This window comes from Methylomonas sp. Uni0009 (genome assembly GCF_054188105.3).
In genome coordinates, this window is sequence record NZ_JBTAFN010000001.1 from 2,232,569 (window position 1) to 2,257,300 (window position 24,732).

The following is a 24,732-nucleotide window of genomic DNA, read 5'->3' on the forward strand; positions in this document are numbered from 1 at the left end:
TGTATTGCTGAGACTAGGCTCTTCTAAACCCGGCCGGAAAAGGATTGAAGCGTCAATCCTCCAAGCTTCCAGCTACCGTATACATTGCAAGTGCTTGATCGCCCATATGGCCGAGTTTCCGTGCAATTGCGCTTCATTGCATCCCGCAGGATGTTGGCAAACCTTGAAATAGTTCCGGGGCTGCTGAGGGTGTTAGCTTTACCGGAACTGCTTCAAGGTTGGCCGCACTATACCGCCTGTTTTGCTGAGGCTATATTGCCCATATGGGCAGGTGAGTCTGGCGCGAATATATCACAGGGTTGATTTTACGGCGATTTAAACTGTTGTTTTTGATGTGGTTGTGGCGGATCTGCCGGCGCGGAGCCTGGTTTGGCTCTCGGTTTTCATTAGTACAGAGCAGACAAAATCATCCCCTGATTTCTTATCGAGATGACTTGCCGCAGAATTTTCAGGATTGGCCGGCAAATTTGCTCCTACGAGAAATTGCGCTGACTAAGCCCATGCCCAAAGACATCAGCAGGAAGCCGCCAGGTAGAGGCACCGTCGCGGGTGGCGGCACTATTGTGACACCGCTGAAATTCACTTGCTGTAGTCCGCCAAAATCAAAAGCAAGGGCGGTATCAAACGCTTCGTCGCCCCAGTTGATCACCCCAAACTCAAGAAAATACGATCCGGTTGCGGTGAACGAGTAAGCGGACTTAATCCAGCCGGTCGGGCCGCAGGTGTTGGCGTTATCCCAGCAAATGCCGCTTGAACCACCCAACGGTATCCAGCTTGTGCCAGCCGCAGCAAAGCCAATGGTGTTACCGTCATTCAATACCGCATCGAGCTCATCCGGTAAGTTGTTATCTACCTGACGATTCAACACGTTACCGGGCACGACATTACCGTTAGCAGAATTGGTGCTGCGGGCTGTAAACAACCAGGCGGCAGTGTTGTGGGTATCCGCATTGACCAAGCGCGCCCAGGCGTAGTCGTCATAACCACGGCCATCGGTTGAAATGTAATTGAATTGCAAAGTCAGCGTGTCATTCGCATTGGCACTGAAAGCATTCGATTGAATTTTCGAGCCATTGGTTTGGTTCTCGGTGCCGCGTCCTTCATCCCTCAGAACCAAAGGCGAAACACCATAAACACCGCCGGATGTCGACACGTAACCGAACTGAGCGTTTCCAGTCGGTGAGTTATTGACCGTATTGTCCCCGTAAATCAGCCCAGCTGCGCCGCTTGCCGTCCAGGTGTTATTGCTTAAGGAAATATTGGCAGCTTGCGCGGTAGGTAGCACAAGCGCCCCGCTTAAACTGAGGGCGATGAGGGGAGTGCGCGTAATTTTCATGATTTTACCTTTTTATTCTGTGTATGGATAAGGCTCAGGGTTTTAATGAATAAGCCGCACCAATCTCATTAGATCGTGCTGTTTGCCTGGTTCGTCGGCGAAACTTATTTCGCGGTGTATTCCATGTGGCGGCAAAAAGGTTCAATGCAGGAGGTCGGTTTTCAGCAAGGCAACTTTAGAATCTAAGGTTTAAGCTTTGGCGGCGCGGACTGCTTGCAAAATAAGCTGTTCCTATACATCAAAGGTCGAGTTTGCCATAATTCCAAGAACTGATCTTTTTGGGGCATGAACATTAACAAGCGAATTTTGTTGGGGGTTTGCGGCGGTATCGCGGCTTATAAAGCGGCGGAGCTGGTGCGCTTGTTGCGGAAGCAAGGCCATGAAGTTCGCGTGGTGATGACTGCCGCAGCCCGCCAGTTTGTCACACCCCTGACTTTTCAGGCCTTGAGCGGCCATGCCGTGCATAGCGATTTGCTGGATGTCGAGCAGGAACAGGCCATGAGCCATATCCATTTGGCACGCTGGGCAGACCTATTGCTGATTGCGCCGGCGACCGCCGATACCTTGGCGAAAATGGCGCATGGTTTGGCGGATGATTTGCTGTCTACCTTGTATCTTGCGGCCGAGTGCCCAGTATGGGTCGCGCCGGCGATGAACCAGGCAATGTGGCGTAAATCGGTAACCCAAGAGAATGTTGCCAGGCTGCAAAGCCATGGTGTGCAATGCATCGGCCCGGCGGCTGGTGAGCAGGCTTGCGGCGAGCAAGGTTTGGGACGCATGGTCGAGCCGGCCGATATTTGTCGGCAACTGCTGACGCCTGAACAGCCCGGTTTTCTGTCGGGCATTAACATAGTCATCAGTGCCGGACCGACGCGAGAGCCGCTTGATCCGGTGCGGTACATCACTAACCGCAGTTCGGGCAAAATGGGTTATGCCTTGGCCGTCGCCGCCCTCTCAGCCGGTGCCAACGTGACACTGGTCAGTGGCCCGGTCAGCTTAGCCGTGCCGGCCGGCGCTAAACTTATTCCAGTGGAAACCGCCTCGCAAATGTATGATGCAGTGATGATGCATAGCCGGATTGCAGATGTTTACATCGGTGCGGCGGCGGTAGCGGATTACCGGCCGCAACAGCTGGCTGACAGCAAGATAAAAAAGGCTGGCGACACCAGCAATATAGCCTTGGTAAAAAATCCGGACATCATTGCCGCGGTGGCTGAATTACAACCAAAACCTTTGGTTGTGGGATTTGCCGCGGAAACCGACGATCTGGAAAATTACGCCAAACACAAGCTGCAAAGCAAACACCTGGACCTGATCGCCGCGAATTGGGTTGGGCAGGTTGAAGGTGGTTTCGAGAGTGATCGCAACGCCTTGCATGTATTTTGGTCGGGTGGTCAACAAATCCTGCCGATGACCGATAAACATACCTTAGCCGCACAGCTGCTTAAACTGATAGCCGAGAAATTGCATGAAAAAAATCCAGTTAAAAATTCTTGATCCGCGTCTGGGCCGGGAGATTGCTTTGCCCGCCTACGCTACCCAAGGCTCTGCGGGGCTGGATTTGCGCGCCTGTCTGGATCAGGCCTTGACCTTGCAGCCGGGCGAAACGGCCCTGATACCTACCGGCCTAGCCATTCATATCGACGATCCGCATTTTGCGGCGGTATTGCTGCCGCGCTCGGGCCTGGGGCACAAGCACGGCATCGTGCTGGGTAATTTGGTGGGTTTGATCGATTCTGATTACCAGGGGCAGGTGTTTATCTCCTGCTGGAATCGTGGCAATAGCGCATTTACCGTCGAGATAGGTGAACGCATCGCGCAAATGGTGTTTGTGCCGGTGGTGCAGGCCGAGTTTGAGTGCGTCGCCGATTTCGACGAAAGCCATCGCGGCAGCGGCGGTTTTGGACACAGCGGCCGGCACTAAGCGGAGTCGCGACGGATGGGACGCATATTTAGCATAGTAGCGGGCATCGCGGCGCTGATGGTGTTATTGGCCGGTGGCGGCGCCTATTGGTTTTCCGCGGCCCAGGTCAGGGAAACCCAGCAAACCAGTACCACTGCAATCGCCAGCGGCATGACAGTCAGCATTGTCAGCCAGATTGAGACCTTGCAGCGGGTCATCGACGGTCTGGCGCAGGCGCCGGATGTGGTGGCGGCACTTGCCAGCGATAGCCATAATCCAGCGACCTTGGATAATGTCGCTGCCAGGCTACAGAATACGATTCCACAAGCGCTGCGTGTGCGCTTGTTGCCGGCGACGGTCAGCGAGCCGGATCTTAGCCAAGTGCCGAATATGGGCTTTGCCGATTTGGAAATGGTGCGCGCCACGCTGACCGCCAAGCAAAAGCCCTTCGTGCAAGGCGAGGGCGAGCATCGGCATTTGGCAATGACGGCTGCGGTCAGTCAAAACCAGCAGGTAATCGGCGTGATTTTGGTTAGTTTAAAGCCGGATTTATTGCAACAGCTGATTAGCAAGACTACTGTCGGCAACGGTTATGTGGAGATCAAGCAAGAGCAGGCGGTATTGGCTAGTGTCGGCATGCAGGAATTGAAGGCGGAGGAGCCGCAAGTGATGCCGCTGACTAACAGCCGGTGGTCGTTGGAGCTTTCCATAGGTGGCGGCACCAGTACCGACGACATCATTTTATTTTCCTGCATTATCTTGATCCCCGCTTTGTTGGGTTGTTTGGCGTTTTTTATCGGTTATCGTAAATTGGCCGATTATCTGCACCACGATCAAAGCAGTATTTTAAAAGCTGCCAAGGACATGATGACCGGTAAGCAGGTTGGTCACTATCCGGTGCAACTCGATGAAATGCGGCCGATTATTTCGACTTTGGCGCAGTTTAAACGCATCCTGGAGCAAGAAAAAAGCCCGAGTAAAGTTCCTGACGAATTGGGCGAATACGACTTTTTCGACGAGTCGTTCGACATCGATTTTATCGAAGAGTCGCCTAAAACCGCCGAACACTATGCCAGTGTGCCGGTCAGCTTGGGCACGGCGCCTATCAGCGTGGCCGAGCAGGCGCCGCTGAGTGCGGTTGCTCCCGCCGAGAAATCGGCACCCGTGGCGATGCCAAACGTTGCGCCGACGGCAGGCGAGTCTTTTGCCGATATTTTCCGTACTTATGATATTCGCGGCATTGTCGGGCGCGGCTTGACGCCGGAAACGGTGCGCAATATTGGCCGGGCTTTGGGCAGCGAAGCCAGGCAGCTAAATATCAAGACTATTGTGATGGGCAGGGACGGCCGGCTATCCAGCCCCGGCTTGGCGGATGCGTTGGCAAAAGGCATTACCGAAGCAGGTTGCGATGTATTAAACATTGGCTTGGTACCGACGCCGCTGCTGTATTTTGTCACCCAGCACAGCGAAGGCCGTAGCGGTGTGATGATTACCGGTAGCCATAATCCCGCCGACTATAACGGCCTGAAACTGGTTTTGAACGGCGAAACTTTATCCGGTGACAAGATTCAACAACTGAAAAAACGCATTGAGGCCGGCGATTTTAGCGAAGGCACGCCGGGTTCCATCGAGCTGAATAGTCTATTCAGCAACGAATATATCGGCATGATTTCCGACGATGTGCATTTGGTTAGACCGATGAAAGTGGCTGTCGATTGCGGCAACGGTGCGGCCGGACAACTGGCACCGATTCTGTTGCGCACGATGGGTTGCGAAGTGATCGAGTTGTATTGCGAGATTGACGGCAATTTTCCCAATCATCATCCCGATCCCAGCAAGCCGGAAAATCTGGGCGATCTGATTAAGGCTGTGAAGCATTACGAGGCCGATATAGGCGTAGCGTTCGACGGCGACGGCGACCGAATTGGCGTGGTCGATTCCGGCGGCAAAATTATTTGGCCGGATCGGCAAATGATGCTGTATGCCCGCGATGTCTTGGCCAATAAACCGGGAGCGGAAATCATTTACGACGTGAAATGCTCCCGGCATTTGCACGATCAAATCGTCAAACGCGGCGGTCGGCCGTTGATGTGGAAAAGCGGACATTCGCTGATGAAAGCCAAACTCAAGGAAACCACGGCGGCGCTGGCCGGTGAGATGAGTGGACATATTTTCTTTAACGACCGTTGGTTTGGTTTCGACGACGCCTTATATGCGGCGGCGCGGCTGATTGAAATACTGTCTGCTGATATGCGTAGCAGTAGCGACGTATTTGCCGAACTGCCGGATAGTATCAATACACCGGAGCTGCATGTGCCGATGGCTGAAGGCGAAGGCATCCGCTTCGTGGAACAGCTATTCAGCCAGGCCAAGTTTAAGGACGGCAAGATCATCAATATCGACGGCATGCGCGTCGAATTCGCTGACGGCTGGGGCCTGGTCAGAGCCTCTAATACCACACCGGTTCTAACCGTGCGTTTTGAAGCGGATAGCCAGGATGCGATGCAACGTATTCAAGCTCAATTCAGGCAGCTGATGCTGCAAATCAAACCCGATATCAAACTACCTTTTTAATTGTTAGTGATTATGAAAGAAAAAACCGCGCACCAGATTGCCCACGTTCTTATCGAAGCCTTGCCGTATATTCAAAAATTCAAGGGTAAAACCGTTGTGATTAAATTCGGCGGCAACGCGATGGTCGATGATGCGTTGAAACACAGCTTCGCCCGCGACATCGTGTTGATGAAGCTGGTAGGTATTAATCCTATCGTCGTGCATGGCGGCGGGCCGCAAATCGGCGACTTGTTAAAACGCCTGGGTAAAACCTCGGAGTTTATCGACGGCATGCGCGTAACCGACAGCGAAACCATGGATGTGGTGGAAATGGTGTTGGGCGGTCTGGTAAACAAAGAGATCGTGAATATGATCAATATGCAGGGCGGCAAGGCGGTAGGTCTGACCGGTAAGGACGGCAATTTCATCCACGCCCGCAAAATCAACATGACCAAGGCCGGCGCGACGCTGGATGATGCACCGGAAATCATTGATCTCGGCCACGTCGGCGAAGTCAGCAGTATCGATCCGGCGGTGGTGGAAATGTTGGGTAACAGCGACTTTATTCCGGTGATTGCGCCGATTGGCGTGGGTAAGGACGGACATTCCTATAATATCAATGCGGATTTGGTGGCTGGCAAGGTAGCCGAAGTGTTAAAAGCTGAAAAGCTGATGCTATTGACCAACATCCCCGGCATTATGGACAGACAGGGCAATTTGCTGACCGGTCTGACCTTGACCGATATTGATAATCTGATTGCCGATGGCACGATTTCCGGGGGGATGATTCCGAAAACCCGCTGCGGCACTGATGCGTTGAAGGGCGGTGTGACCAGTGTGCATATCATCGACGGGCGGGTTGAGCACGCGGTGTTGCTGGAGCTGTTCACCGACCAGGGTGTCGGTACCTTATTGTTGCGCCGCTAAGCTGGATTGAATGAATGGTGCAAAGGCTTGGCGAATACTTTGCGCCTTTGCTCCTGAACATAATTCGTTGCCCAGGCTGGATTGGCGGCAGCGAATATCCAGAAATATCTGCAAAGTGTTGTTACGCTCCAGTAGCGATACCGACAAGCTTAAATCGTCGTCTTTTTGTGGTGCTGCGCGCATGATCAGTTTCTCGCTTTCCACGTCTTGGCCGGTGGTGGAGTGAGTCGCGACAAATTCGCCGGCGATTTTCCAGGCTTTTTCGCATTGCCCGGCGTCCTGGCAAACAAACAGGCCTAACTCGTTGCTAGCGTTACTGGCCGCTAAACTATCGCCGTTAAGCGGTTTTCCGTCGTTGTTGTTGGCTTGGGTGAGGAATTGAAAGCGGGCTATGTCGGCTTTGAATTCTTTTTCGCTGTTTTGTCTGTCTTGTTGGTGACGCAAAAGCTCTTGTTTGCCCGCTTCTATCTGTTGTTTGCTGGCGGCAATATCCGCCAGTAATTTCGGCGGTATCTTGCTGCCGCCACGCTCAAGATTGGCGGCTTGTTGCTGTTGTTGCTGCAATTGCTGCTGAGTGCGTTCGATATTGCCTTCAATCACTTTTTGCCCGGCATCGAAGGACGCCATTTTATTGCTCAAGGCTTTATTCATATCATCAATGTTACGAAAAGTGCTCAGCAGGACTTTGTCGTTGGCGTTTTGCCTGGCAATGATCTTTTCCTGTTCCTTGCGTAGCGCATCCAGCCGCTTTTGCTGGGCTATTTGTTCGGCGGTTTTGGCTTTTTCCAGTACATCGAGCACACGGGCTTTCTCGCTTAATGTTTCCCGTTTGTGCTTTACCTGATCCGGCGGTACTTGGTCTGAGAAATAGACGTTACCGTTTTCATCCACCCAACGATACATTTTTTTGGCATATGCCGGCTGACCCAATGCACATAGCAAGGCTAGAGCGACAAATGAGGTTCGTTTGAAGGGGGCATGTCGCATGGTAATACAGGCTAGAGGCCTAGCCCAGTAGGCTGACCAATTGATGCAAGGGCGGCAAAATCATCATTTTTGCCAGTTGCAACAATACCAGCGCCACCAGCGGCGATAAATCTATCCCGCCCAGGTCAGGTAAAACCTTGCGACACACGTTCAGCAGCGGATCAGTCAAACTGTACAAAATCGATGAGGCGGAGCCGTAGCTGCCGGGGGCGAACCAACTGAGGATGGCGCCGGCAAAAATGGCGTAAACGAAAATATCGATCAGCATTTTCAGCAAGTCGGTAAACGACAATAACGTCAATGCCACAAAACTCACGGACAAGCCTTTAACAGCCAGTATCGAGAAGTTGGCGACTATTTGCAGCAACAAGGCCAGTACCAGAGAAGAGCTATCGATGCGGCCGATAGACGGGATGAAACGGCGCATGATCCTTAGCGGCGGGTGGGTGATTTTCACCAGAAATTGCGACACCGGGTTGTAAAAATCGGCCTGGGTCCATTGCAACAAGAAGCGTAATGCCACCGCTAAAATATACAAAGAAAACAGGGTGTCTATCAGGAACACTATCGGGTCGGTCATGTAATTGCTGCCCATTAGTCGGCTCCTAGTTGTTTTGACATTTCAATGGAACGGTCATTGGCGGCATGCAAGGCTTTGGCAACCAGTTCGACAAAACCGTTTTGTATAAATGTTTCTATGGCTTGCTGAGTGGTGCCGCCCGGCGAGGTAACTCTGGCGCGCAATTGGGCGGGCGATTCGGCCGATTCCAGCGCAATTTTGGCGGCGCCCAGCGCGGTTTGCTGAATCAGCAGTCTAGCCGAGCGTTCGTCCAGGCCCAATTCCAGGGCGGCTTTTTCCATCGCTTCCATCAGCAGGAAGAAATAGGCCGGTCCGCTGCCGGAGACGGCGGTCACCGCGTCAAGTTGGTTTTCGTCGTTGACCCACAGGGCCAAACCGACAGCACGTAAAATATTTTCGGCCAGATCTTTTTGTTCGTCATCAACATTGGCGTTGGCGTGCAATGCGGTTGCACCGGTTTGCACCAGTGCCGGTGTGTTTGGCATGCAGCGCACGATAGCGACCTCGCTACCCAGCCACTTAGACAGGCTTTGTTGGGAAATGCCGGCGGCAATCGATACGACCAGCACATTCTTTTGTTTCAGGCTGGGAGCGATTTGCAAAGCAACATCGCGCAATATTTGCGGTTTAACTGCCAGCACCACGACTTCGACTTCGTTAATGACTGTCTCGTTGTTGGCGGTAGTATTGACATGAAGTTGATCGGTGTGAGCCTGCAACGTGGCGGGCGCGGTATCCGACACCCATATCTGCTGCGGTGAATGGCCGCTGGCAATCAAGCCGCTGATTAGACTGGTTGCCATATTGCCGCCACCAATAAAACCGATTGTTTTTGTTTTCATAGCTTACTGATTAGTCTGTTGAATTGTTACGGAAACCGCTTTTCGCGATGCATTCTACATGACAATGGTGGCGTCGCAGAGAATCTCAAGTCGTTACGGATTTTTGCAAGCCGATATGCCGGGGGCGGATACCTAACAGTACCAGCGCCGAACTATAAATCAACATTGCCAAGCCGATTGTTATCCCCAGGTGCAGGCCTCGTTGTGATGCGCTCCAATTCAGCCAAAGCGTCACGTCGACAAAATAATATAAAAACGCCGACATCACTGCGTTGGCCACCACAACCCGTATTATGAATATTAGCCATTGCTCGCAAGGCTGGTAAATTCGGGTTTTTAACAACGTAAACAAAAGCAGGAGCGCGTTTAGGTATGCAGACAAGGTAGTTGCCAGGGCGATGCCAAGATGAGCGAAGGGAAATGCCAGCAGCACACTCAATATGATATTCGCGACGATGGAATGCATACCAAAACGCATTGGAGTTTGTGTATCCAGGCGGGAAGTGAAGCCTGGAACCAAGATCTTGATCAACATAAAGGCCAGTAAGCCTAGCGCATAAGCCATCAGGCTTTTGCCTGCCATCCGCACATCGTCGCTGCCGAATTCATTATATTGAAACAACGTCGATAACAAAGGCTCAGCCAGCAGTGTCAAACCCAGGGTGGCCGGTAAGCCGATCAGTAACACCAGTTTCAAGCCCCAGTCCAACGCTTTGGAAAAGGCCAGGGCATCTTCAGCGGCATGGTTCTCGGACAATCTCGGCAAAATGACTGTCGCCAGCGCCACACCCAAAATTCCGAGCGGAAACTCCACCAGCCTATCGGAGTAGTACAGCCAAGAAACGCTGCCCGAAGTTAAAAATGAGGCTACCAGAGTGCCGAACAGTAAATTGACTTGCACCACGGAGACCCCAAAAATGGCGGGGAGCATCTGCTTGAGCATGCGTTTCACCGCCGGGTCTTGGTAGCCCCAACGCGGCCTGGGTAGCAAGCCGAGCCTTATCAGTGCAGGGATTTGAAATAACAGTTGCACTACGCCGGCGCCAAATACGCCCCACGCTAAAGCCATAATCGGTTCGGCCATTAACGGCGAAATCCAGATTGCAGCGCCTATCATGCAAATGTTCAGAAATACCGGAGTCAGTGCCGGAATGGCGAATTTGCCACGTGCGTTCAAAATCGCGCCGGAGAATGCAACCAGCGTAACGAAGAACAAATATGGGAAGGTGATGCGCAGCATTTGCACAGCCAGTTCGTACTGGTCGCCTTCCCACAGAAAACCGGGCGCAAAAAGCAGGATCAGCAACGGCGCTGCAATGACGCCCGCCACTGTGAATAACACCAACAATACTGCCAAGGTGCCGGCGGTGCGGTCGATAAACAGTCGCAAACCTTCCTCGCTGTCTTTTTCGTTATAATCGGACAAAGCTGGTACAAAAGCTTGGGCGAACGCGCCTTCCATGAACAAGCGGCGCAGGAAGTTTGGAATCCTGAAGGCCACGAAAAACGCATCGGTTGCCGCGTTAACGCCAAAAATGTTGGCAAATAGCATGTCTCTTACAAAACCCATGATCCGTGAAATCATGGTCATACTGCTAACGATTGCGGTGGATTTAAACAGCTGCTTGCTCACTGCAGGCCTCAGATTGAGTTTGGGAACACTAAAAATTTGACAATCATAGCATCCAAAATGATAATACGCGGTTCCAGATTAACTCAAAAGAACTGATAGACTATGGCTAATTCACCACAAGCTAGAAAAAGAGCGCGTCAGGCTGAGAAAAGCCGTATTCGCAATGCCGGACAGCGCAGCAACTTACGCACTTTCGTTAAAAAAGTGATCGCCGCTGTTAGAGCAGGCGATAAAGAGCAAGCTCAAGCCGCGTTTAAAACCGCTGTTCCTGTAATTGATTCGGCCGTTAACAAAGGCCTGATCCACAAAAATAAAGCCGCTCGCAGCAAAAGCAGACTAAACGACAGACTGCGCGCAATGGCTTGATCTCGACGCAAAGTCGATAGATCAGCAAGGCCTATGCAACAGATGTTGCTTGGGCCTTTTTTATGCGCGGCGGTTTTATCTCGCGCAGATACCAGATGCTCTGGTTCCTAATCTTTCCGATAATCAAAGGTTGTTAGCTTTCAAGCAACTTATTTGGAATAAGTTGCTTGCGGCGCGTGGACATGCTGCTAATCTGATAGCTTTCAGCTCATCAGTCTAAGGTACTGTCATGAATAACCAAGACCAAGCCAAACTGCGTTGGGGCATTCTCGGCGCGGCCCGCATCAACGAACGCTTATTGCCGGCAATAGTCGAAGCATCCAATGCCGAACTGATTGGTATCGCCAGCCGCCGTCCCGGGGCTGCGGCGCAAACGTTGGCTAAATATGCCCCCTGCCATCCTGAGATACAGAGTTACGACAATTTAGATTCTCTGCTCAACGACGATGACGTACAAGCCATTTATTTGCCAATGGCGAATCATGAACACGCTGAATGGACTTTACGCGCCATCGAGCATCGCAAGCATGTGTTATGCGAAAAACCGATGGCGCTGACGGTTGCCGATATTGATGCGATAGAAACAGCGGCTCGCCGTTACGGGGTGACCGTGATGGAAGGCTTTATGTATCGTTTCCATCCGCAACATGCCCGTGTATTGGAGTTGATCGGCTCCGGACTGATAGGCGAAATTCGATCGGTACGTGCCAGCTATTCGTTCATGATGCGTCCGGCCCGGATGTATCGTTTAGCCGACGATGTTTCGCATGGTGGTGGTGCGATGTGGGATATTGGCTGCTATGCAATTCATTCGCTGCGAATGTTTTTTCAGCAATCCCCTTGCCGGGTAATGGCGTTGTCCAAATACGTGGAAAGCGGCGCCGACATCGCCACTAGCGGCGTGCTGGATTTCGGCGAAGGCAAATTCGCACATTTCGATTTCAGCTTTGAACGGGCTCGGCGCTGCGAATACGAAATCATCGGTACCCAAGGGGGTATCAAATGTCATGTGGTTTGGCAATTGCCCGGTGATGTGCCGGTGATTTCTTGGTGGACCGAGGACGGTCGCCAGTCCGAAGAGCGCTTGCCGGCTTCCAATCACTTCCGTCTGGAGATTGAACATTTCAGCAATTGCGTGTTGAGTGGTCAGGGGCCGCAGTTGTCCCTAGCCGATGCCCGGGATAATTGCAGAACGATAGTGGCCGCATTGCAATCGGCGGCGGAAGGTCGGGTCGTCGAAATTTAATGGCAACAAGGCGAGGACGTCTGAGCGAGTGCTGTCAAACTCTGCAAAAAGTCCATGTCTTTGAGCCTCGTTCGCGTTTAATTCATATGAGTTTGCGGCCTCAGGAGCTTGTCGATGAACGAAATATTATCCAAAATTGTTCGGTGTGATGTCTTACGTATCGTCGTGATGCTGAGTGTTCTTCAGGTGGGTTCTGTATGCGCCGTTGACGTGGTACAAGCCCGGAAAGATTTGCAGCAAATGGGTGTTGAATACACGGAACAGCAATTCGCGGCCTCCGCTGGAGCGGGCGATATGGCGGCGGTGCGATTATTTCTGGATGCGGGAATGGATATCAACGCTGGCGATAGTGCCGCTTTGGGGTTGGCGGCCGGTAGAGGGCGGACGGAAATGGTGGAACTGCTATTGGCGAACGGCGCCAAGCCGACAGCCAATGCGCTACAGTTTGCGAGAACCCGAGGTCATCGGGAAATTGCGAATATGCTGCTTCGAGCCGGGGCGAAGGAATAGCGGCCATGTACGCTCAGATTTGAGCGATTGATGGGCATGCCACGATTTTTCAACAAGAACGGAAAGGCGCGACTCCCTCAGAATAGCTAGAGGGAGTCACGCGGAGACTTAACGCGCGAGTTTTTTTCGGCCGTTGATTCCCAAAATACCTACGGCTGAGCCAAACAACCAAATCGCCGCTGGTACGGGCACTGCGGCAATATTGCTGGCGAACAACTGGTTATGGAATTCGATATTGCCGTTAAACGACTGAGCAACCAATTGGCCGTTCAATTGTCCGTAACCGCCAAATACGTTGGCCCAGGGCGCTAGAATCGAGCCCTGAGGGTTCTTGCTGCCCGCTAACGTTAACGACGTTGCGTCATAGAAATTGTAGATGACGTGTGTGGCGTCTATGCCGTTAAGATTGACTTGGCCGTTTTGAAATATCTGGCCGGTGCCGCTGACATTGATCAACACGGTGGAGTTGCTTGGAGCGCTGATGTTGATCGTATTGCTGGCGGTCAGTTCGGCGCCGTCTATGTCAAACACATTGAGTTCGCTATTGTTGCCGGTCAGATTCAGCGTACCGTAATTGTTACCGACACTGCCGTTGGCGGTCAAAGCGTTCCAGGCGTTGGAGATATTTTGATATTGGGTTTGCGCACCGGAAAAATCCACCAATGTTTGCGCGAAGACGCCGCCATTGGCGGTAAAGCTGCTTAGCAGGGTGCCGCCTGCATAGATGCTGCCGTTCTGACCGTTGCCTACACCGCCGTTGTTGGCGGTAAGCGTGCCGTTGACGACCAAACGGGCTGCGTTGCCACTGATTTGCGAGGCCACCGAATAGTTGGCCAATGTAATATTGCCGCCGGCAGCTAAGTTGCCTTCTGTATCGGAATTTTAGCTGATGAAGTTGCCGAATACGAAAATATTGTAGTCGCTGGCCGGCCCTACCAAGGCTGCATGGGCTGGAGAGATGGCGGCAGCCAATAATAAACTGGTAGTTGCTATAGTGTGTGACAAACGCATTTTCCTTTAACCTTGAATAAGTATGATGGCGGGATGCCTTAAATTGATAATGTGTCGACAATATCCGTTCCCATGCGGAAATGTCTTAAGCAAAACCGACGGTTCAAATAAGAGCGTGGCGATAAATACCTGACCACGCCGTTGATCGACCGGGGAAGTTGGCTTTTACCGATTCGAGACCTATATTAAGTGACGAGCCGTTAATAGTCGCTTATCCCGGATTGCGGCGATAAACCATGCACTTCCGGCGTCCATTCTATCTGATTTGAATTTCGGGTGATACGGCCGTTGGTACAGGTGACTGCCGGGTTAGAAAACTGCTAATCCGGCAGCTTATTCCAAGCCGTTTTTATTGGCTAAATGTCAATCCGTCATTTGCGACATCGATTTTGATCGAGTCCCCAGGGATGAAGCGTCCTGACAAAATCTCATTAGCCAGCGGATTTTCCAATTGCCGTTGTATCGCCCGTTTCAAAGGCCGTGCGCCGTAAACCGGATCGAAACCGGCTTCGCCGAGTAGATCCAGTGCGGTTTCGCTGACTTCCAGACCAATGTCTTTTTCCTGGAGACGACGGCGCAACAATTCGATCTGAATTTTACAGATGGCGCGGATTTGGCCCTGGCCGAGCGGATGGAAGACCACTGCTTCATCGACCCGATTGATGAATTCCGGTCGGAAATGCTGAGCTACAATCTCCATCACCGCATCTTTCATTTCGACATAGTTGTCTTCGCCCGCCAGTTCCTGGATCACGCTGGAACCCAAGTTCGACGTCATCACCACCACCGTGTTTTTAAAGTCCACAGTCCGGCCCTGGCCATCCGTCAAACGGCCGTCGTCAAGCACTTGCAGCAATACGTTAAACACATCGTTATGGGCTTTCTCGATTTCGTCAAGCAGGATGACCGAGTAGGGTTTCCGGCGCACGGCCTCAGTTAGGTAGCCGCCTTCTTCATAACCGACATAGCCGGGAGGTGCGCCGATCAAACGGGCCACGGAATGTTTCTCCATGAACTCCGACATGTCGATGCGCACCATTGCTTCCTCGGTATCGAACATGAATTCGGCCAAAGCCTTGCACAGCTCGGTCTTACCGACTCCTGTTGGCCCCAAGAATAGGAACGACCCGTTGGGGCGGTTCGGGTCCGACAGGCCGGCGCGGGAGCGGCGGATCGCGTTGCTGACGGCTTTCAGGGCTTCGGTTTGGCCGATTACCCGTTTGCCCAGCTCTTCTTCCATGCGCAGCAATTTTTCGCGCTCACCTTCCATCATTTTCGAGACCGGAATGCCGGTCCATTTCGAAACCACTTCGGCGATTTCTTCTTCCGTGACCTTGCTGCGCAGCAGGGTGGTTTCCTGCATTTCTGCTTGCGAAGCCAAGTCCAGTTCTTTCTCCAGTTTGGGTATGTCGCCGTATTGCAGCTCGGACATCCGCGCGTAATCCTGGCTGCGGCGGGCCGCTTCCAGTTCCAGGCGGGCATGTTCCAGGCGTTCCTTGATCGTTGCAGTGCCTTGCAATGCCGCTTTCTCGGCTTTCCAGATTTCTTCCAAATCGGAATATTCTTTTTCCAAGTCGGCGATTTCCACTTGCAGGATTTCCAGGCGTTTTTTTGAGGCCGCGTCGCTTTCGTTTTTCATGGCCTCGCGTTCGATTTTCAATTGAATCAAGCGCCTGTCGAGTTTATCCATCGATTCCGGTTTGGAGTCCATTTCCATCCGGATCCGGCTGGCGGCTTCGTCGATCAAGTCGATAGCTTTGTCCGGCAATTGCCGATCGGAAATGTAGCGGTGCGACAGCATGGCGGCGGCAACGATGGCCGGGTCGGTGATGTCGACGCTGTGGTGGATTTCGTAACGTTCTTTCAAGCCGCGCAAGATGGCGATGGTGTCTTCGACGCTCGGTTCGTCGACCAGTACTTTTTGAAAGCGGCGTTCCAACGCGGCGTCTTTTTCGATGTATTGCCTATATTCGTCCAGCGTCGTGGCGCCGACGCAATGCAGTTCGCCGCGAGCTAGAGCGGGTTTCAGCATGTTGCCGGCGTCCATCGCGCCTTCGGCCTTGCCGGCGCCGACCATGGTGTGCAACTCATCAATGAACAAGATGATTTGGCCTTCTTGTTTGGCAACGTCATTAAGTACGGCTTTCAGACGCTCCTCAAACTCGCCGCGAAACTTGGCGCCGGCGATTAATGCCGCCATGTCCAGCGACAATAGTTGCTTGCCTTTGATACCTTCCGGTACTTCGCCGTTAACGATACGTTGCGCCAGACCCTCGACAATGGCAGTTTTGCCGACGCCCGGCTCGCCGATCAGCACCGGGTTGTTTTTGGTGCGGCGTTGCAAGACCTGGATGGTGCGGCGGATTTCGTCGTCACGACCGATCACCGGGTCCAGCTTGCCTTGTTCGGCACGTTCGGTCAGGTTGATGGTGTATTTTTTCAAGGCCTGGCGTTGATCTTCGGCGTTGGCATCGTTGACGTTCTGGCCGCCGCGCATGTTTTCGATGGCTTTTTCCACGGCCGAAGCGGTGACGCCTGCTTGCTTGAGGATTTTTTGTAAGGAGCCGCTGGCCTCCAGGGCTGCCAGCAAAAATAATTCGCTGGAGATGAACGCATCTTTACGTTTCTGCGCCAGTTTGTCGGTCAGATTCAACATCCGCGACAATTCGTTGGAAATCTGCACATCGCCGCCGGCGCCGGAGACGCTGGCCAGACGATCAATCTCCTTGCTTAACTCATTACGCAAGGCGTTGACCTGAATGCCAACTTGCATCAGTAAAGGTTTGATACTGCCGCCTTCCTGATCGATCAACGCCAACATCACGTGCACCGGCTCGATGAACTGGTGGTCCTTGCCTAGGGCCATGCTTTGCGCGTCGCTGAGCGCCTGTTGAAATTTACTGGTTAATTTATCCATTCGCATGCTGCGTACCTCATTTGGGATATAAATTGTGTTGCCGCAGAGATGGGGCGCTACGTAACGCTTTTCAAGCGAGGGCTGGTGGATAATTCCACTATTTTTCGGGTGAAATTATTGCTACTGATTGGTGGCTTGAGATGGACATCGTTGGTAGCCTTGATAAATGATTCAAAGTACAATGCTCGCGCTCAGATAACAGATGTTGAGGGATTATGGCCTTTGCTAGTCAGCAGGTCCGGTTGTCAATATTGTCGGTCTGCGTAACCATTAGTTTTATTTTGTAGGAGTTTTAGAAATGGCAACAGGCACTGTAAAGTGGTTCAACAACACCAAAGGGTTTGGATTTATCGAGCCTTCCGAAGGCAAGGAAGATGTGTTTGTGCATCATTCCGTAATTAAGGGCGAAGGTTTTAAAACCTTGTCTCCAGGCCAGTCGGTTCAGTTCGATATCGAATCCGGTCCTAAAGGTTTGACTGCCGCGAACGTCCTGCCCAGATAAGCGTTAACGGTTACGGGTAAAAAGGCTCTTGCTTGCAAGGGCCTTTTTTATGCCTGTTACAAAATGGATTTTTCGGTCGAGGACAATATAACCAAGCTATAATGCAGCCATCCCTTCCAAACCGGCGTAACTGACTATGGCACGCGAATTTTCTTCTTTAAAACAAATGGATACCCCGGTCAAAGTGCTGTTTACCGGCTATTTGACTACCGTGGCGGTTGGCTATCTGATGGCTTTGATCCAAATTCTGTTTACTCATGGTATGGCTGACGGCAAGTTTGGCCTGTCGATTGACGACATTGTTTACAGTTATTACGGCAACCGTTCGGGAACCGTGCTGGAAACCAAGCTGAACGGGTCCATGAAGGAGAATGCATCCGAACAGGAACGGTTTGACATTATCCAATGGGTACGCGATGGTGCCGACAAGGACGATTTTATCGACGATGGTATCGAAAAAATCATTCAGGAACGGTGTGTGATGTGTCACAACAAAGACGCACCCGTTCCGGATTTGAGCGATTTTAAAGTGTTGAAGGAATTGACCAAGGAAGACGAAGGCGCGACCTTTAGTTCGCTGACGCGGGTGTCACATATTCACTTGTTCGGCATCAGTTTTATTTTCATGTTTGTCGGCTTGATTTTCAGTTTTTCGGAAACCAGTACCATCAAGTACAAATGTATTGCGATCGGTATGCCCTATATGTTTTTGCTGGTGGATATTTTGTCGTGGTGGTTGACGAAGCTGAACCCGATGTTTGCCTGGCTGGTGATTGTGGCGGGCGGCGGTATGGCGGTGTCGTTTGCGTTTATGTGGACGGTGTCCGTCGCGGAAATGTGGTTGTTTGATAGGGTGTTTCTGGATGCTGACGGTCAGCCTAGAGTGCAGTGGAGCACAGTAGTAGAAGCCAAGTTTAAGCAGGTTGGCGGAGAGGCGGCGGCGAAAAAATTAGCTGAGTTACTGAAGCAAGTCGGTGTTTACGGCTGGTCGAAATTTCAGAGCCAAGGCCTGCCATTTCTGAAAGATATCTACGTAAAAATAGTCAAGAAAGACAAATAGTTACGTAAGTGTGACTAGGTATGCAAAACGCTGTTGAGAAGTTAAAGTTCCGCGCTTGGCAAGCCGATAACCGGGGCGGTATGATGCAATCTGGATTTGCAGGAGGTGTACCATGATTAGCAATGTAATGAATAGCGCAACCAGTCTGATCAGTAATGCTCAGCAGAAAGCCAGTACCGCGGCGCAAACGATTGCAAATTTGCCGGTGCAAGCTCAGGAAGTCGGCGGTTCAAAAGATGTCGGTTCGGCTGACTTATTCAAGCCGGTGCTGAGCTTGAAAGAAGCTGAGCTTGAAACTTCGGCTGGTGCCAAAATGATCAAGGTTCATGAAAAAACGCTCGGATCTCTTCTCGACGTGACGGCCTAATGGCTAACGCTGACATCATAGCCCAGCGCTTTGATGTCAGCGGCAAACGCATTCATTTCTTCAACACTCATTCTTTCCAGTTCGTCCGCTTCCATTTGAAACGATTGCCTGGCCACGCTGTAAAGCATAATTTCTTGCAGTTTAATCTGGCCAAACCGTAATTCCTGCAAAAGCCCTAAATAGGCCTGTTTTTCGCTGTCAGACCACGCTTGCCGATAATGCAACATGCAGGTTTGTAGTTTGGTTGGACAAAGGCTGGCGGCAATTTCTAGACGTTCCAATAACTTTTGCTGACTTTGGCCCGTGCTGTTGATCAACTTGCGGCCCTGTTCGGTCGCGCTATCCAGCTTGAACCATAATTCGCCGTTGTGTCTGCTCAATTCCGCCAAGCCCGCTTGTACTGTCGATTGGTGTATCAAACTGCCATTGCTGATCAATACAAATTTGCTGGCTGGAAATACGCCGGATTCCGCGGCGATCTTGCCGATCAGATGCACGGCTTTGTCAAAATCTATCAAGCTGGTCGGTTCGCCGTTGCCGGAAATGGCAATATCCTTGATAACGCGGTGATCGATTTCGACGTTAAATTGCTCAAAAAAATCGCCGTGTTGCACGTAATTTAAAAAGAAGCGCAGTTCCTGCTCCAGTAAGGCAAAATCCATTTCCGGCGCATTACCGCGCTGTAACTGCGGTACTTGGCAGTAAATACAGCGCCAGTTGCAGGCATTGTTCGGATTGAAATTGACACCTATCGATAAACCACCCGCACGGCGGGAGATGACCGGGTAAACATATTTCAGGCCAGCGACATTACGGTTGTGATTTGTGGTGGTGAGTATCGGTTTCACTTGAGATGCGCCGCGCAAACCGTAACGGGTTTGCGCGGCCATGAGTTAGATTCGGACTAGCACTTCGCCGCGTCCGGTTTCCGCCATATCGCCGCCGTAACGCTGCACGCGGTTAAACGCCGCACCACTGTCGGCAAAACGGGAGTTGAAGGATTTGAACGATGCGAACAGTATGGGCAGGAAGGCCAGTGTGTGGGAGCCGCAGTCGTTAAAGGTCGCTGATAATTGCGGCTGATTCCATAGCAACAAAGTGCCGCGCCGCATCGCATAGCCCAGATAGCGGCCGGTGTTACCCATAACCGCGATAGTGCCTGCCAGCATCCGAGAGCCGCAATAATCGCCGGCATTGCCTTCGATCAAAATCTGGCCTCGGCGCATATGGTCACCGGCACGCTGGCCGACATTACCTTTCACTAACACCGTACCGCCTTTCATGCCTTGCTTGTTACCGGGTAGGGCCCCGCCCAGAAAATCGCCGGCATCGCCTTCGATTTGAATCAAGCCGTTTTTCATTTCACATGCAGCATACAGGCCTGCATCGCCACTGACGTTGATCGTGCCAGATTTCAGTTGCATGCCCAGATAAGCGCCGGTATCGCCTTGTACGCTGATGCTGCCGCCGTCCAATTCCTTGCCAATGAAGTCCAGCTTGTTATTGCTATAGGCGATAATGATTTCTTGGGTGTTCATGCCGGTGATGTAGAACAGCTCGTCGACCCGGCGGCGGCTTTTGCCATTCTGTAGTTCGATGGCGGCAATCGCATCGACGTCCAAACCTTGCAGCTTTTGACAAACCAGCGGCGACATGTCGATACGCTGGTCGGTTGGCTGTTTCAGGGTAAAGGTTAACGCGCTCATGCCATGATCTCCTGCAAATGAAAGTGGAACGGTCCCAATTTGCCGCCGTAGTTGCCGGCGCTGATACGCTTGATGCCGTTAGCCGCGCCCAGATCGCAAACCGCTTGAATACCCACGCGCATAGCCTTGTCGATGTCTTCTTTGCTCAAGCCGTCGATGACGATCTCCATCACCGATTCGATTTCCGGCGACAAATCGGTTTTGGTCACACCTTTTAAAGTCGGGCAAAAAGCATCGTTTGTTGATGCGCCCAATGAGGCGTATTTTGAGCCAACCTTGGAGCCCGAGCGCACCACGCCGCCGGGGAAGGGCATAATCACATTCGGAATTTTGCGCATTTCCTCGATCGCCGCCTCGCAGGCTGCCAAAGCTTGTGGTTGCGATTCTGCTAGCACCAGGAAGTTGCCGCCGCCTACCGCATCCACCATGCCGGTGGTGGCTTCTGTAAGAAACTCGCCGTCCATGACTGGTACGCGCCAGTAGCGCTTGCCGCCGATCTTTTTTGCAATTTGAAAGCCATCGCCGAAGTAACGCAGGTTTTTACCCAACGGAATTGGCTTGCCGCCTTCGATGCCGGCAAATAGTGCCGAGGTTGGCGAGGTCAATACGCATTGGCCGGCGCGGGTTTCTAATTGTTTGGCCAGACCTTTGCCGCCCATCGCGTAAATCATGATGGCGACGCCGGGCCGTCCGTCGGGCGTTTCGTTCGGGCTCAACACTCGTTCGATGCCCGCCTCGCAGCCGCAAGCAATTACAGAGGTCGCGAAGCCGGTCATCGCTTGCGCGGAAATCATCGCCCATTTTTCGTTTTGCGCGGTGATGATGGCCCGCGTCGCCTTCATCGGAAAGGCTTCGGCGAAGGTTTTGTCTATGGTTACGCCATTAATGATCATGCTGCACCTCGCAACGGATGCGCCGTCAAGCTGCCGCGCCCGTCTTCGCTAATTTCGTCGTCGCTGATTTTAAAGTTGCCGAGTTTCATGGTCAGGTATTTGTCGAAATAAGGTTTGAGGTCTTTTTCGATGGATAGATCGTAGTCCGGTTTGACGATGTGGGTCGTGCCCCAGGTAACTTTCACCACTTCGCCGTCTTTGACGACCAGTTCGCCGTCCTTGAACACGTAATCGGGTTTGGTGAACATAGTCTGGCGGTCAGCGTTTTCGGTGTAGACAGTGATGTCTGCGAAGTTGCCTGCACTCAAAGCGCCACGGTCTTTCAGGCCGATGATGCGGGCTGCGCCGGCGCGGGTCATGATGGCGATTTCGTTTAACGTGTATTCGCGCTCGATCGAGGCTAGCGTGGTCATTTTTTGCGCTTCCGGATGGATGGTCGCCAGCATGTCGTTCCGGAAGCTGCGGTCCATCAATAGGCGGATCAGATGCGGATAGCTGGTGAACGGCGCGCCGTTGGGGTGGTCGGTGGTCAGGAAGATTCGCCAAGGGTCTTCGACCAACAGGAATATTTCTAAACCGATGGCCCACTGTAAGGCATTGACGAAGTTTTGGTCTTTGTATTTAAACGGCACCACGCCACAGCCGGCGTCGCATTCGATGTCCATGCACACCCATTTATTCGGGCTGGCGAAGCGGTGGTTAGCATGCTGGCGCATGTTGTCGCCGGACGCGGTGACAGTTTGGCCGAACAGGATTTGGCCGACGTCGGCGGTGATGTTCGGATTGCTATTGATTGCCTCGGCGATCTGCGCGGCACCGGAGGAGAATTTGAAATCGCCTTCTTTACCGTAGCTATGGAACTGAATATGCGTCAAGTGCATCGGCAAGCCGTCGATACCTTCGATGGTATTTAAGGTGGTTTCCAGATTGCCCGGTACGCCTAAATTGCAGCCATGCACATGTAAAGGATGAGTGATGCCGAGTTCTTGCACCGCTTTAGCTAAGGTTTGCAAGATTTGACGGGGCGTGACGTCGTAATGGCTGTTCTTCTCGTCCAAATCCAGTTTGCGCTGGTTGAATTTAAACGCATTGATGCCGCCGGCATTGACCACCTTAATGCCGATGCCTTTGGCGGCGTTCAGCGTCCAGGCCACGTAATCATTGATGGCTTTTTGATCTTTGTTGGCGGTCATCATGCGCAGCAAAAAGTCATCGCTGCCCAGCATCACGTAGCCGCCCTTGTCGACTATCGGTGTGTCGCCCATTTCCATATGTGCTTGGCGAGCGTTGATCGGCAAAACCGCCGGTTCGAAGCAGGCGGTGTAGCCCATTTCCGCATAGCGATAGCCCGCAACATAGGTGCTGGGCATCGCGTGGCCGTTACCGGAACGGGTAATCGATGTGCGGTGTACTGGGTCCTGGCGATGATCTTCCGGCAACAGGGTGCGGGCGATATTGCCTTTGCCGCCGCCGATGTGGGTGTGCATGTCGATGGCGCCCGACATCACCACTTTGCCGCGCAAGTCGTATTCTTTGTCAACCGGTCTGCCGTCTTTAGGCGCATCGATAATGCGGCCGTCCTGCACGTAAATGTCTTGCTGTTGTCCGTCGATGCCGCTGGCCGGATCGTAAACGGTTCCACCTGTAAGTTTTATCAACATGTGTTTGATCCTAAAGTGCTTGTTCGATAGCGGTCAGGACTTCGGCGGTACTGGGCAGGCCGGAGTCGCGCAATTTTTTCAGGCGGATCGCCACCACATTGTCCAGGCGGTAAGCGTGGCCGGAGTGGTCGATGCCGGGGGTGCCCACGGGAATAAACACATCCGGTTCTTTCTCAAACTTCATGCCGGAGCGGGCGATGACGATAGTCGGTAAGTGGGTTTTTGGGGGCAGTGCACTGCTGTTAAACGCCTGAACCCACAGCAAGGCATCGGCTTCGCCGTTACTTAGCAGTGTTTGGCTGTCGTAAAGATAAGGATCGTACTCTGGGTAGCCACGGGCAAAATTGACGCGCGCGGGGTAGCCGGTAGTCCAGCCGCAGACTTGGTTGGCGGTTTGGTCGCCTTCCTTGCCGCCCAACGGAAAACCGGAGCAGCGGGTGCCGGCTTGGTTAAGGTCTTTAACGATATTGCACAGCGTTTGCACGGTTAGCTCAGCTTGATCGAATGCCAATGCCGCCGCACCCCATAGAATGACACCATACTGTGCGGCCTTCAGTTTGTCGGCGATAAGCTGTAGTTCGCTAATGGCGATGCCGGCGACACTTTGTGCGTGTAACAAGTGGCCTTTAACCAGGGCCGACAATGCGGGTGTTACTTCTGGTAAATCGGCGTCCGCGCAATTTAGAACGGTGGCTTTTTGGCCGGACGGCGATGTCGAGGCGTTTCCGGAGGGGGCTTTGCCCAGATAAATAATTTCCCGGTTGGCCGTGTTGTCGAGGAACATGGCTTCCTCATTCCACACATACTTCTCGAAAAAACGCGGGGCAAAGGCCTCCAGATCGGTGCCGACCACCAGCAATAAATCGCAACGGTTTTTCAGTTCGGCTAACGTGGTATTCATCCAGCCGGAGTCCTGCAAAGCCAGTAAATTGCGGCGTGCGTTATTAAAATTGAGGTTATCGACCACCGCGCCGCTTTTGTCGGCTAAAGCCAGCAATGCGCGCATGCCGTTGACGTCGGTGGCGCAGCCGCCGATCACAGGTTGATGGGTGTTTCGTAGCAATTCCGCAGCTTTAGTGGTCGCCGCTTCCAAACTCGCTGCCTGCCCGGCAATGCGCGGCACGGTGTCCGCTATGGCTTGTTCGAATGCCGGTGTATTAACCGAGCAACCGTTTGCGGTCACTTTCAAGGTTGTGCCGTCCACCTGTATGCTCAGGTCGTCGGTACCCATGCCGCAAAAAGGGCTGGGTACCTCGGTTATTTCAGTCATGGAAAGTCCTCAATCTTTTTTAATATATTTGAATCGTGGATCGTCGGGCGTGCCTTCCAGGATGCCGGCGGAAGTTTCTGCCGCATCCCACATCAACACGTCCTCAATTTTTTGGGCTAACAGAAAATCTTTATCGGTGATGCCTTTTGCCGAATGCGTGACCAACTTGACGATCACAAATGCGTACGAAACGGTTAAATCCGGGTGATGCCAGGCTTTTTCCGCCAAGTGGCCGACGGTGTTGGCCACCATTAAAGTCGCTTTCCAGCCGCTGGTTTTGATTTTGCGGCGGATCCAGCCGTTTTCGTAATACCAGTGCGGCAGTTCCTGTGCTAAACGTTCGGCGATTTCGGTCTCGCTATAGACCTTGGCAGTATCGTGCGACATCGTTTACCCCCCGGATTGAAGTGACTCGGCATTCTATCGCACAGTTTAGTCGGTGTCTTTACGGTGTACAGGTGT

Annotated in this window: 23 protein-coding genes and 1 pseudogene; 10 read left to right on the plus strand and 14 right to left on the minus strand. The window is 52.5% G+C overall.

Going from position 1 to position 24,732, the window contains the following annotated elements:
- Positions 1-448: 448 nt before the first annotated feature.
- A complete protein-coding gene (locus ACWAU0_RS10595) occupies positions 449-1,336 on the minus strand; it encodes an NF038132 family protein (protein ID WP_205451355.1) in 888 nt (295 codons plus the stop codon).
- Positions 1,337-1,621: 285 nt separating this feature from the next.
- Here ACWAU0_RS10595 and coaBC point away from each other — a divergent pair, with 285 nt between their 5' ends.
- Genes coaBC through argB form a run of 4 tightly spaced genes read left to right on the plus strand, consistent with a single transcriptional unit; the run spans position 1,622 to position 6,719 of the window.
- A complete protein-coding gene (coaBC, locus tag ACWAU0_RS10600) occupies positions 1,622-2,833 on the plus strand; it encodes a bifunctional phosphopantothenoylcysteine decarboxylase/phosphopantothenate--cysteine ligase CoaBC (RefSeq protein ID WP_458139102.1) in 1,212 nt (403 codons plus the stop codon).
- Positions 2,805-3,260 carry a dUTP diphosphatase gene (gene dut / locus ACWAU0_RS10605; protein ID WP_101054232.1) on the plus strand — a complete coding sequence of 152 codons (456 nt, stop codon included), beginning with the start codon at positions 2,805-2,807 and terminating at the stop codon, positions 3,258-3,260. The genes coaBC and dut overlap by 29 nt, the downstream gene beginning before the upstream one ends.
- A 15-nt stretch (positions 3,261-3,275) precedes the next feature.
- On the plus strand, positions 3,276-5,813 hold the full coding sequence (locus tag ACWAU0_RS10610; RefSeq protein WP_445367926.1) for a phosphomannomutase/phosphoglucomutase: 2,538 nt from the start codon (positions 3,276-3,278) through the stop codon (positions 5,811-5,813).
- Positions 5,814-5,825: 12 nt separating this feature from the next.
- Positions 5,826-6,719 (plus strand): acetylglutamate kinase, encoded by an 894-nt coding sequence (gene argB / locus ACWAU0_RS10615; protein ID WP_033159176.1) that lies wholly within the window; start codon positions 5,826-5,828, stop codon positions 6,717-6,719.
- On the opposite strand, the gene ACWAU0_RS10620 is transcribed toward argB, so the two are convergent.
- The 4 genes from ACWAU0_RS10620 to murJ all read right to left on the minus strand — a co-directional run bounded on the left by ACWAU0_RS10620 (position 6,702) and on the right by murJ (position 10,761).
- Entirely contained in the window at positions 6,702-7,706 is a 1,005-nt protein-coding gene (locus tag ACWAU0_RS10620) for a DUF4124 domain-containing protein (RefSeq protein ID WP_458139103.1), read from the minus strand. The two genes, argB and ACWAU0_RS10620, sit on opposite strands and share 18 nt — an antisense overlap.
- A gap of 19 nt (positions 7,707-7,725) precedes the next feature.
- Positions 7,726-8,301, minus strand: coding sequence for a YggT family protein (locus ACWAU0_RS10625; RefSeq protein ID WP_445367928.1), 576 nt, complete (start codon positions 8,299-8,301; stop codon positions 7,726-7,728).
- A complete protein-coding gene (gene proC, locus ACWAU0_RS10630; RefSeq protein ID WP_458139104.1) occupies positions 8,301-9,128 on the minus strand; it encodes a pyrroline-5-carboxylate reductase in 828 nt (275 codons plus the stop codon). The genes ACWAU0_RS10625 and proC overlap by 1 nt, the downstream gene beginning before the upstream one ends.
- 85 nt (positions 9,129-9,213) lie before the next feature.
- Complete coding sequence (gene murJ, locus ACWAU0_RS10635) at positions 9,214-10,761, minus strand: murein biosynthesis integral membrane protein MurJ (RefSeq protein ID WP_458139105.1); 1,548 nt, start codon at positions 10,759-10,761, stop codon at positions 9,214-9,216.
- Positions 10,762-10,863: 102 nt separating this feature from the next.
- Here murJ and rpsT point away from each other — a divergent pair, with 102 nt between their 5' ends.
- The 3 genes from rpsT (at position 10,864) to ACWAU0_RS10650 (ending at position 12,883) form a co-directional block, all read left to right on the plus strand.
- Positions 10,864-11,127, plus strand: a complete 264-nt coding sequence (rpsT, locus tag ACWAU0_RS10640; protein WP_020483383.1) for a 30S ribosomal protein S20 — start codon at positions 10,864-10,866, stop codon at positions 11,125-11,127.
- 229 nt (positions 11,128-11,356) lie between these two features.
- Positions 11,357-12,373 carry a Gfo/Idh/MocA family protein gene (locus ACWAU0_RS10645; protein WP_458139106.1) on the plus strand — a complete coding sequence of 339 codons (1,017 nt, stop codon included), beginning with the start codon at positions 11,357-11,359 and terminating at the stop codon, positions 12,371-12,373.
- A 114-nt stretch (positions 12,374-12,487) separates the two neighbouring features.
- Entirely contained in the window at positions 12,488-12,883 is a 396-nt protein-coding gene (locus ACWAU0_RS10650) for an ankyrin repeat domain-containing protein (RefSeq protein ID WP_415879123.1), read from the plus strand.
- Between the two features lie 108 nt (positions 12,884-12,991).
- Here the strand turns inward: ACWAU0_RS10650 and ACWAU0_RS10655 are convergent.
- From ACWAU0_RS10655 to clpB, 3 genes and pseudogenes are all read right to left on the minus strand, one after another.
- A pseudogene (locus tag ACWAU0_RS10655) lies at positions 12,992-13,753 on the minus strand (choice-of-anchor A family protein); the annotation flags it as partial.
- 12 nt (positions 13,754-13,765) lie between these two features.
- Complete coding sequence (locus ACWAU0_RS10660) at positions 13,766-13,888, minus strand: hypothetical protein (RefSeq protein ID WP_458139107.1); 123 nt, start codon at positions 13,886-13,888, stop codon at positions 13,766-13,768.
- A 355-nt stretch (positions 13,889-14,243) separates the two neighbouring features.
- Positions 14,244-16,817, minus strand: a complete 2,574-nt coding sequence (gene clpB / locus ACWAU0_RS10665; RefSeq protein ID WP_033159148.1) for an ATP-dependent chaperone ClpB — start codon at positions 16,815-16,817, stop codon at positions 14,244-14,246.
- A gap of 292 nt (positions 16,818-17,109) precedes the next feature.
- Here clpB and ACWAU0_RS10670 point away from each other — a divergent pair, with 292 nt between their 5' ends.
- The 3 genes from ACWAU0_RS10670 to ACWAU0_RS10680 all read left to right on the plus strand — a co-directional run bounded on the left by ACWAU0_RS10670 (position 17,110) and on the right by ACWAU0_RS10680 (position 18,740).
- Entirely contained in the window at positions 17,110-17,313 is a 204-nt protein-coding gene (locus ACWAU0_RS10670; RefSeq protein WP_020483379.1) for a cold-shock protein, read from the plus strand.
- 136 nt (positions 17,314-17,449) lie between these two features.
- Complete coding sequence (locus ACWAU0_RS10675) at positions 17,450-18,373, plus strand: Aq_1264-related membrane protein (protein ID WP_458139108.1); 924 nt, start codon at positions 17,450-17,452, stop codon at positions 18,371-18,373.
- Positions 18,374-18,485: 112 nt separating this feature from the next.
- Positions 18,486-18,740 (plus strand): hypothetical protein, encoded by a 255-nt coding sequence (locus ACWAU0_RS10680; RefSeq protein ID WP_171697552.1) that lies wholly within the window; start codon positions 18,486-18,488, stop codon positions 18,738-18,740.
- On the opposite strand, the gene ACWAU0_RS10685 is transcribed toward ACWAU0_RS10680, so the two are convergent.
- Genes ACWAU0_RS10685 through ACWAU0_RS10710 form a run of 6 tightly spaced genes read right to left on the minus strand, consistent with a single transcriptional unit; the run spans position 18,737 to position 24,657 of the window.
- Positions 18,737-19,630: a radical SAM protein gene (locus ACWAU0_RS10685; RefSeq protein ID WP_458139109.1), complete on the minus strand. Its 894-nt coding sequence runs from the start codon at positions 19,628-19,630 to the stop codon at positions 18,737-18,739. The two genes, ACWAU0_RS10680 and ACWAU0_RS10685, sit on opposite strands and share 4 nt — an antisense overlap.
- A gap of 3 nt (positions 19,631-19,633) precedes the next feature.
- Positions 19,634-20,446: a formylmethanofuran dehydrogenase subunit C gene (locus tag ACWAU0_RS10690; RefSeq protein WP_033159151.1), complete on the minus strand. Its 813-nt coding sequence runs from the start codon at positions 20,444-20,446 to the stop codon at positions 19,634-19,636.
- Positions 20,443-21,339, minus strand: coding sequence for a formylmethanofuran--tetrahydromethanopterin N-formyltransferase (gene fhcD / locus ACWAU0_RS10695; RefSeq protein WP_192393120.1), 897 nt, complete (start codon positions 21,337-21,339; stop codon positions 20,443-20,445). Before fhcD ends, ACWAU0_RS10690 begins: the two co-directional genes overlap by 4 nt.
- Positions 21,336-23,000, minus strand: coding sequence for a formylmethanofuran dehydrogenase subunit A (locus ACWAU0_RS10700; RefSeq protein WP_458139110.1), 1,665 nt, complete (start codon positions 22,998-23,000; stop codon positions 21,336-21,338). The genes fhcD and ACWAU0_RS10700 overlap by 4 nt, the downstream gene beginning before the upstream one ends.
- 10 nt (positions 23,001-23,010) lie before the next feature.
- Positions 23,011-24,270 (minus strand): formylmethanofuran dehydrogenase subunit B, encoded by a 1,260-nt coding sequence (locus ACWAU0_RS10705; protein ID WP_415879117.1) that lies wholly within the window; start codon positions 24,268-24,270, stop codon positions 23,011-23,013.
- 9 nt (positions 24,271-24,279) lie between these two features.
- Positions 24,280-24,657, minus strand: a complete 378-nt coding sequence (locus tag ACWAU0_RS10710; RefSeq protein WP_415879116.1) for a 4a-hydroxytetrahydrobiopterin dehydratase — start codon at positions 24,655-24,657, stop codon at positions 24,280-24,282.
- Positions 24,658-24,732: the final 75 nt, after the last annotated feature.

Coding starts and splice junctions, on each gene's coding strand:
- ACWAU0_RS10595 (WP_205451355.1), bottom strand. CDS start 1,336: ATGAAAATTACGCGCACTCCCCTCATCGCCCTCAGTTTAAGCGGGGCG.
- coaBC (WP_458139102.1), top strand. CDS start 1,622: ATGAACATTAACAAGCGAATTTTGTTGGGGGTTTGCGGCGGTATCGCG.
- dut (WP_101054232.1), top strand. CDS start 2,805: ATGAAAAAAATCCAGTTAAAAATTCTTGATCCGCGTCTGGGCCGGGAG.
- ACWAU0_RS10610 (WP_445367926.1), top strand. CDS start 3,276: ATGGGACGCATATTTAGCATAGTAGCGGGCATCGCGGCGCTGATGGTG.
- argB (WP_033159176.1), top strand. CDS start 5,826: ATGAAAGAAAAAACCGCGCACCAGATTGCCCACGTTCTTATCGAAGCC.
- ACWAU0_RS10620 (WP_458139103.1), bottom strand. CDS start 7,706: ATGCGACATGCCCCCTTCAAACGAACCTCATTTGTCGCTCTAGCCTTG.
- ACWAU0_RS10625 (WP_445367928.1), bottom strand. CDS start 8,301: ATGGGCAGCAATTACATGACCGACCCGATAGTGTTCCTGATAGACACC.
- proC (WP_458139104.1), bottom strand. CDS start 9,128: ATGAAAACAAAAACAATCGGTTTTATTGGTGGCGGCAATATGGCAACC.
- rpsT (WP_020483383.1), top strand. CDS start 10,864: ATGGCTAATTCACCACAAGCTAGAAAAAGAGCGCGTCAGGCTGAGAAA.
- ACWAU0_RS10645 (WP_458139106.1), top strand. CDS start 11,357: ATGAATAACCAAGACCAAGCCAAACTGCGTTGGGGCATTCTCGGCGCG.
- ACWAU0_RS10650 (WP_415879123.1), top strand. CDS start 12,488: ATGAACGAAATATTATCCAAAATTGTTCGGTGTGATGTCTTACGTATC.
- clpB (WP_033159148.1), bottom strand. CDS start 16,817: ATGCGAATGGATAAATTAACCAGTAAATTTCAACAGGCGCTCAGCGAC.
- ACWAU0_RS10670 (WP_020483379.1), top strand. CDS start 17,110: ATGGCAACAGGCACTGTAAAGTGGTTCAACAACACCAAAGGGTTTGGA.
- ACWAU0_RS10675 (WP_458139108.1), top strand. CDS start 17,450: ATGGCACGCGAATTTTCTTCTTTAAAACAAATGGATACCCCGGTCAAA.
- ACWAU0_RS10680 (WP_171697552.1), top strand. CDS start 18,486: ATGATTAGCAATGTAATGAATAGCGCAACCAGTCTGATCAGTAATGCT.
- ACWAU0_RS10685 (WP_458139109.1), bottom strand. CDS start 19,630: ATGGCCGCGCAAACCCGTTACGGTTTGCGCGGCGCATCTCAAGTGAAA.
- ACWAU0_RS10690 (WP_033159151.1), bottom strand. CDS start 20,446: ATGAGCGCGTTAACCTTTACCCTGAAACAGCCAACCGACCAGCGTATC.
- fhcD (WP_192393120.1), bottom strand. CDS start 21,339: ATGATCATTAATGGCGTAACCATAGACAAAACCTTCGCCGAAGCCTTT.
- ACWAU0_RS10700 (WP_458139110.1), bottom strand. CDS start 23,000: ATGTTGATAAAACTTACAGGTGGAACCGTTTACGATCCGGCCAGCGGC.
- ACWAU0_RS10705 (WP_415879117.1), bottom strand. CDS start 24,270: ATGACTGAAATAACCGAGGTACCCAGCCCTTTTTGCGGCATGGGTACC.
- ACWAU0_RS10710 (WP_415879116.1), bottom strand. CDS start 24,657: ATGTCGCACGATACTGCCAAGGTCTATAGCGAGACCGAAATCGCCGAA.